This window comes from Cytobacillus praedii, from assembly GCF_001439605.1.
GTDB lineage: Bacteria > Bacillota > Bacilli > Bacillales > Cytobacillaceae > Cytobacillus > Cytobacillus praedii.
Genome location: NZ_LMBX01000022.1, coordinates 65846 through 73261, shown reverse-complemented (window position 1 = coordinate 73261; position 7416 = coordinate 65846). Strand labels below are relative to the sequence as shown.

The 7416-nt window shown below is 37.0% G+C and carries 7 protein-coding genes; 5 read left to right on the top strand and 2 right to left on the bottom strand.

Translation table 11 applies throughout. The features are described from left to right. Positions 1 to 175 precede the first annotated feature (175 nt). Positions 176 to 913 (bottom strand): bis(5'-nucleosyl)-tetraphosphatase PrpE, encoded by a 738-nt coding sequence (gene prpE, locus ASU02_RS19920; RefSeq protein ID WP_057766895.1) that lies wholly within the window; start codon positions 911 to 913, stop codon positions 176 to 178. 255 nt (positions 914 to 1168) lie between these two features. Here prpE and mgtE point away from each other — a divergent pair, with 255 nt between their 5' ends. The 4 genes from mgtE (at position 1169) to ASU02_RS19900 (ending at position 6069) form a co-directional block, all read left to right on the top strand. Continuing rightward, the gene (mgtE, locus tag ASU02_RS19915; protein ID WP_408607299.1) at positions 1169 to 2509 is read left to right on the top strand and encodes a magnesium transporter; all 1341 of its coding nucleotides are present in this window, start codon (positions 1169 to 1171) and stop codon (positions 2507 to 2509) included. Positions 2510 to 2590: 81 nt separating this feature from the next. After that, a complete protein-coding gene (locus ASU02_RS19910) occupies positions 2591 to 4453 on the top strand; it encodes a monovalent cation:proton antiporter family protein (protein WP_057766892.1) in 1863 nt (620 codons plus the stop codon). A gap of 143 nt (positions 4454 to 4596) precedes the next feature. Continuing rightward, on the top strand, positions 4597 to 5367 hold the full coding sequence (gene fabI, locus ASU02_RS19905; protein ID WP_057766890.1) for an enoyl-ACP reductase FabI: 771 nt from the start codon (positions 4597 to 4599) through the stop codon (positions 5365 to 5367). Positions 5368 to 5490: 123 nt separating this feature from the next. Beyond that, positions 5491 to 6069, top strand: coding sequence for a CotO family spore coat protein (locus ASU02_RS19900; RefSeq protein ID WP_057766888.1), 579 nt, complete (start codon positions 5491 to 5493; stop codon positions 6067 to 6069). A gap of 54 nt (positions 6070 to 6123) precedes the next feature. Here ASU02_RS19900 and ASU02_RS19895 read toward each other — a convergent pair whose 3' ends face one another. Further along, positions 6124 to 6624 (bottom strand): CotY/CotZ family spore coat protein, encoded by a 501-nt coding sequence (locus tag ASU02_RS19895; RefSeq protein WP_057766886.1) that lies wholly within the window; start codon positions 6622 to 6624, stop codon positions 6124 to 6126. A 139-nt stretch (positions 6625 to 6763) separates the two neighbouring features. Here ASU02_RS19895 and ASU02_RS19890 point away from each other — a divergent pair, with 139 nt between their 5' ends. Next, positions 6764 to 7120, top strand: a complete 357-nt coding sequence (locus ASU02_RS19890; protein ID WP_057766884.1) for a DUF1360 domain-containing protein — start codon at positions 6764 to 6766, stop codon at positions 7118 to 7120. The last annotated feature ends 296 nt before the right edge of the window (positions 7121 to 7416 follow it).

Sequence of the window (7416 nt, the reverse complement as noted above, 5' to 3'; positions counted from 1 at the left end):
GGTCACGTAAAATTCGTTTGGCGCCCCAAAAAGTAAAAAATTAGAAAAAGCGGTCACGTAAAATTCGTTTGGCACCCCAAAAAGTAAAAAACTAGAAAAAACGTTCACATAAATTTAGTTAAAATCCAAAAAAAATAAAAACTTCCTCTAAATTGCGCTTTCAGCCACCAAAAGATTAAATTTCTCGGAATTTCTTCTCCACAAGCGGCATGCTGGAAGGTACTGAAACAATTTCCATCTCAGGATACTTTAATGCTGTTAATTTATTTCCAAAGACCGCACCAGTATCAATATTGTATGTATTGTTTACAATGCGTGCTTCTTTTACCGGTGTATGTCCGTAAACGATGACAGCATCACCTTTATATTGTTTTGCCCAATCACGTCTGACAGGTGAGCCATCAGGATGCTTTTCACCCGTTATATCTCCGTACAAAACAAAAGTTTTGACTTTTTTTGCGGGTTTCCCTATTAAATCTTCCCGTATGCCTGCGTGGGCAATAACGAGTTTCCCGTTATCAAGGATCATATGCAATGGTGAATTTTCATACAAATGTATAAAATTTTCACGAATCTCTTTCTTTTTCATTTTATCCAGCGCTTCAAATTCGGCAACCGTCGTTTCAAGACCATGTGTGTGCTGTACCTTATTTCCTAAAAAGAAGCGATACAGCTTATTGCAGTGATTCCCTGGAACATAGTAGCCTAAGCTATTTTTAACAAGGGCGGAAACGGTTTCCGCAACTTTTAGTGAGTTCGGTCCGCGATCTGTTAAATCACCAACAAATGCTAATTTTCTACCGTTAGTGTTTATTGGAATTCCTTCAGAATTCCAATCGTATCCGAGCTTTATTGTCAGTTCCTGAAACTCTGCATAGCATCCATGAATATCTCCAATGATATCTAATTTCATCTTATACTCCCACCTTGGCATTTCTGATATAGTTCATTTTATCATTTCATCATCTGTTCTATTCAATCAATTGACAAGACTCAATTCCCTAATGATTTAAATGCTTAATTCAGGGGAAAGTAAATAAAAAAAGGAAATTAAATAATAGTAAGCGACAAAAAAGTGAAGATTTGCTAGTATTATGAGGTATTGAAGACGAAAAGGAAGGAGGGAATGCAGATGGAAGAAGTTAAAGAGGAGCATGCAGTCCATCATATGAATAAGGATTTATTAATCGATTCTTTAAAAAATGAAGATATTGAAGGATTCCGGACGGAATTTTTGGAATTGCATCCTTATGACCAGGCTTCATTTTTTAAGGAATTAGATGAGGAGCATCGAGAGAAAATTTATCATTACCTCTCACCTGAGGAAATGGCGACTCTATTTGAAAACCTAGAAATAGATGATGATGAATATAAAGATGTCCTTGCAGAAATGAATCCTAATTATGCTGCAGACATGATTTCAAAGATGTATGTCGATGATGCAGTTGATGTTTTAAATGAGCTTGAAAAGGACCAGGCTGTTAGCTACTTAACCATTATGGATGAGGAAGCAGCCCAAGAGATAAAAGATCTTCTGCATTATAAAGAGTATACAGCTGGAAGTATTATGACAACTGACTTTGTTTCGATATCAGCTAATCAAACGGTACGATCAGCAATGTATATTTTAAAAAATGAGGCACCTAAGGCAGAAACAATTTATTATATTTATGTTTTAGATGAGCAAAAACGATTATTAGGTGTCATTTCTTTAAGAGACTTAATTGTTAATGATGATGATACTATGATTGCAGATATTACAAATGACAGGATTGTTTCTGTTTCTGTTGGAGATGACCAGGAAGAGGTTGCTCGAAAAATAAAGGATTATAATTTCTTAGCCTTACCTGTCGTTGACTTTCAAAATCATCTATTAGGAATCATTACGGTTGATGATGTGATGGATGTTATGGAGGAAGAAGCATCTGATGACTATTCCAAGCTTGCTGCTGTATCTGATATGGATACGATCGATCGTAGTCCACTCTCAGCTGCACGTAAGCGGCTGCCATGGCTTATCATCTTATTGTTTCTTGGAATGATGACAGCGAGTTTAATTGGGCGTTTTGAAGAAACCTTAAATAAGGTTGCTATTCTGGCGGTCTTTATTCCTTTGATTGCCGGTATGGCTGGGAATACGGGAACACAGGCACTTGCAGTTGCCGTTCGCGGGATTGCTACTGGAGATTTAGAAAAGGAAAATAAATGGAAGTTAATAGTTCGGGAAGCGGGTACCGGAGTGATAACTGGTGCAATCTGCGGAATTCTTGTGTCAATTATTGTTTTTATATGGAAAGGGAATATCTATTTAGGCATACTCGTTGGTATTTCTATTTTAAGTACATTGATTGTTGCAACTTTAGCAGGTGCCCTAATTCCGCTACTAATGCATAAGTTTAAGATTGATCCCGCTGTTGCTTCAGGACCTTTCATTACAACAATTAACGACCTAATTAGTATTTTAATCTATTTTGGCATGGCAACCTTATTCATGAATTATTTACTTTAAGGTTTCCTTCACCAATCGTGGACAAATTGGGTTGTTTGTTTTTTTGAGTGGACATTTTTCTTATTTGAAAGGGGAGATTCGATGGAAGAACATGGCGCATCGGTTGCATCATTAGTGATTGTTATTATCGTTGCTTTCCTAACGCCCATTCTGCTTCATCGTTTGAAGCTAAATTTTCTGCCTGTCGTTGTAGCAGAAATTTTAATGGGATTAGTCATTGGAAAGAGCGGCTTTAATCTTGTTCATCCTGATATGTGGCTTGAAACATTGTCAACGCTTGGATTTATTTTTCTCATGTTTCTCAGTGGGTTAGAAATAGACTTCTCAGCATTTTCAGGGAAAAAGAAAAGAGAAAAACTCCCTAGCGGTAAATTAGAACCAAATGCATTTTTAGTTTCAACGCTCATTTTTATAGGGGTTTTTGTGATATCCCTTGGATTGTCTTATCTATTTGTATTGATGGGATTTATTGATAATGTTTTCTTAATGACCTTAATTATTTCAACGATTTCATTAGGTGTGGTCGTTCCGACTTTAAAGGAAGCACATCTTATGAAAACGACAATTGGGCAAATTATTTTGTTAGTAGCAGTCATTGCTGATCTTGTAACAATGATTTTACTTGCTGTTTTTGTTTCTTTATATGACGGAGGACAGGGAAATACATGGTTATTGCTCATCCTCTTTGCAGCCGGAGTTCTGCTGTATTTCATTGGGAGAAGATTCAAAAATCGCAAATTTATTGAGGCGATGGCAACAGGTACCGTGCAGATCGGAACAAGAGCTGTATTTGCACTCATAATTTTTCTAGTAGCACTATCAGAAACAGTAGGTGCCGAAAACATTTTAGGAGCTTTTCTTGCCGGAGTACTTGTATCCTTATTAGCGCCAAATCAAGAGCTGGTCCATAAACTGGATTCATTCGGTTATGGTTTCCTAATCCCCATTTTCTTTGTGATGGTTGGGGTGGATTTAAATGTTTGGTCATTATTAAGTGATAAGAAAATGCTGATGTTAATTCCGTTATTACTAATTGGACTGCTCGTTTCGAAAATTCTTCCTGTCTATTTATTAAAACGGTGGTATGACAAAAATACTGTTATTGCTTCGGCATTTTTATTAACATCTACTTTATCTTTAGTGATTGCAGCTGCAACGATTGGGGAACGGATTGGGGTCATTACTTCGGAAATGAGCGGAACATTTATCCTAGTTGCAGTAATAACGAGTATTTTTACACCAATTGTTTTTAAGAAGCTCTTCCCTAAGGAAAATAATACGGAGAAGAAACGAAAAGTGGCTTTTATTGGTGCAAATCAATTAACTCTGCCAGTGTATAGTGAGCTGAAATCTGGTTTGTATGAACCAATTTTGTATCATAAAAAACTAGAAAAGGCAGATAAAGGGATATCGGATTCCTTATTTGAAATTATCGAATTGGAGGATTTTTCGCTTCAGTCGCTCGAAAAAACAGACGCATCGAATGCTGATATTGTTGTTATTTCGACAGGGGAAGAAGAAGCAAATGCGACCTTGGCTATTGCTTTTAAAGAATATGGGGTTGAACGGGTTATTTGCCGTCTCGAAAGTCCTGACCTTCAGGAAAGTTTATGGGAACATGATATTGAAGTATTTTCAGTATTAATGTCGCAAAAAACATTGCTGAGAGCGTTAATTGAATCACCAAGTGTAATGAATATTTTAACGAACCAGGAAACAGCACTCTATGAAATTAAACTGTTAAATAACCAGTTTGAAGGAATGTCTTTACGAGCATTCCCGTTCACTGGGGATGTTATTTTCGTACGAATATTCCGTGGACACGACTCCATTGTTCCACATGGGGATACCGAGCTTCAATTAAATGACAGATTAATTGTTACAGGAACAAAGGAATATGTTGATGAGCTCAAGCGTGAGCTGGAGTTTTGTGAATGGTGTTAAAGTTAATAGAAGCTAGTCTGCAAGTTAATCAGCAGACTAGCTTTTTACTGCCTTTTTTCAATAAGATTCCTTTTCTTTTTATTAAATGTATAGTAAAATTAGCACTAGGTACTAATAACTTGTAATAATTCAGGAGGTTTAACATGACATTTTCATTAAATGGAAAAACATTTGTTGTTATGGGTGTTGCTAATAAACGCAGTATTGCTTGGGGAATTGCTAGATCTCTTCATACAGCTGGAGCTCGCTTAATTTTCACATATGCAGGTGAAAGAATGGAAAAAGGCGTTCGTGAACTTGCGGAATCACTAGGGGATGGGCAATCTTTAGTCCTTCCTTGTGACGTAACAGTCGATGAAGAAATCGCAAAATGTTTTGGAGAAATTAAAGAGAAGGCTGGTACAATCCACGGAGTGGCACACTGTATCGCATTTGCAAATAAAGAAGAACTTCAAGGCGATTACATGAATACAACAAGAGATGGCTTTTTGCTAGCTCATAATATTAGCTCTTATTCATTAACTGCAGTTGCGAAAGAAGCGAAGAAGCTGATGATGGAGGGCGGAAGTATCGTGACGTTAACGTATCTAGGCGGTGAGCGTGCGATCAAAAACTATAATGTCATGGGAGTAGCTAAAGCTTCACTTGATGCAAGTGTGAAATATTTAGCAGCAGACCTAGGTAAAGATGGAATTAGAGTGAATTCCATTTCTGCTGGACCAATCCGTACATTATCCGCTAAAGGTGTAAGTGATTTCAATTCAATTTTGAAAGAAATTGAAGAGCGTTCACCACTTCGGAGAACAACTACTCCGGAAGAGGTTGGCGATACGGCTGTATTCTTGTTTAGTGAATTATCGCGAGGAATTACAGGCGAAAATATTCACGTTGATTCTGGTTTCCATATTGTCTAAATAAATAAAAATAAAACGACCTGCTCACATAAGTGAAGCAGGTTTTTTTTATTCCTCAAGCAACGTCATTAGCGATTTTGCATACATATAGGGTGAACACATATGTCTTGGAGGTGGATGATTATGACAAAAAGGAAAGAGAAGGAACCATTGTTTTACATTCAACAGCCTACCTTCCAATTTCCTACCATAAAAATGCAGGAAACTTATTCTAGCAAAAGAGCTGAACCACTTGAAAAAGCTCAAATGAACAAATTGATAGAGATGAATACAAAACAGGTAGCAGAAGAGGATAAGGATGCTGGCACGAAGCTTCAAAAAGGAGCCGAGGAAGAAAAATTAAATCAGAATGACTCATTCCAGCATGAAATGGTCCAGGATAAACTGGAAGCGTTTGAAACAGATCGCAGAAAGAAGGAGGAAAATACTGCTAGTGCATTTCGAACAGAACGAAAACCTTCTTTTCAGCGAGTAAAGAGCTTTAAAGAAATGAGTATTATGGAAAGGCTCCAATATTTAATGGAGTTTCCAAAACAGCTTCCCCCAGTCCCGTGTTTATTTATTGCGAACGGAAATACATTTAAGGGGTTTCTAAACGATCAATTAAATGAATATATTGAAATTAAACTGCTTAACGGGAAGATCATGAAGATTTTGTTAACAGAGTTAGAGGACGTTAAAATGGTTGGTTTTCGAAGATAATTGATTAAAAAAGGCCAGTCGAGAATTTACGACTGGCTGCATTTTGATTGAAATTTAATCTTCGCAAATGCCAAGAAAAACGTCATCGATACATTGAACTGCGCAGAAGCAGCTTAAATCTACTGTTACACAGCTGTCCGTTGCTCTAAAATAGTCAACCTGACAAACTTTTTCAAGATCAATGCAGCAATTTTTTGTTAGGTCAACTGTCTTATCTGGTCCATTAATTCTGTTAACTGGTTCAAGCACACGAAGTACTGCACAGCAATTATCAAAGATTTCTTCTACTCTGAAGAAGATGGAAACACATGCACATTCATTTCCTGTGAAGAATGCATGAAACGGTGATCCATCAGCGGTTTTTAAGACAAAAACCCGAGTGTCTGGATGTCTATGTTTCTTATTCCCTGGTGAGATATGACCTAGCGGCTCTAAGAAACAATTGGAAGGACATTCACATACATCTTCAGCATTATCTTGAATATCTTTTATTGCACGAACAACTTCGCACACACAGCCGTTGCCTTTGAAGTGGTCTTTTTTTCCACAACCCATTTTATTTCCTCCTTGTTTGATTCTTGTGATACTACACTAATAACATATTGCCGAAGTACCCAATGGGTAACGGACAAACGCCTTGTTTTTTGAAAAAATAGGCGTTTTTTCGAAATAAATAAGTGCTGGAGGAATGGATATGTCTATTTCATTTATGGAATTGCTTATATTAGCATTGGCTAGCTTTCGCTTAACTAGGCTGCTTGTCTATGATAAAATAACTGAATTTATTAGACGGCCGTTTTTTGAAGAACTAGAAGAGATGAATAAAGACGGTGAAGCAGAAATATATTTGGTCCCAAAAAAAGGGGCCATCCGCGGATTCTTTGGCAATTTACTCAGCTGTTACTGGTGTACAGGTGTGTGGGTATCTATCTTTTTATGTGTATTGTATTTATACAATACGCCTTTTACATTGCCAATCCTACTTGTATTAGCTGTTGCTGGCTTAGCAGCAATGATTGAAACCGTCATACAGAAATGGATGGAAGATTAGCACAAATAGTTATAATACTGGTTTCCATAGGCATCTGTGTTACACAAGAAAATGCAATCTTCATATACTAAAATAAATACTTGTTTAATCTGAATGGAGAACAGCAATTAAAGTGATAAATATAATAAGGGGAGGCGAATGTTTTGATCAGTAAAAACGTTCAAACAGGTGAAATAAAGCCACAGCCAGTAAAAAAGAAAAAAAAAGGGTGTGGGTGCGGAAAAAAGAAAATGAGTTAAATAAAAGCTGGTGCTTGAACTGCACCCCATTGTTAGAAATCACTAACAGTGGGGTGC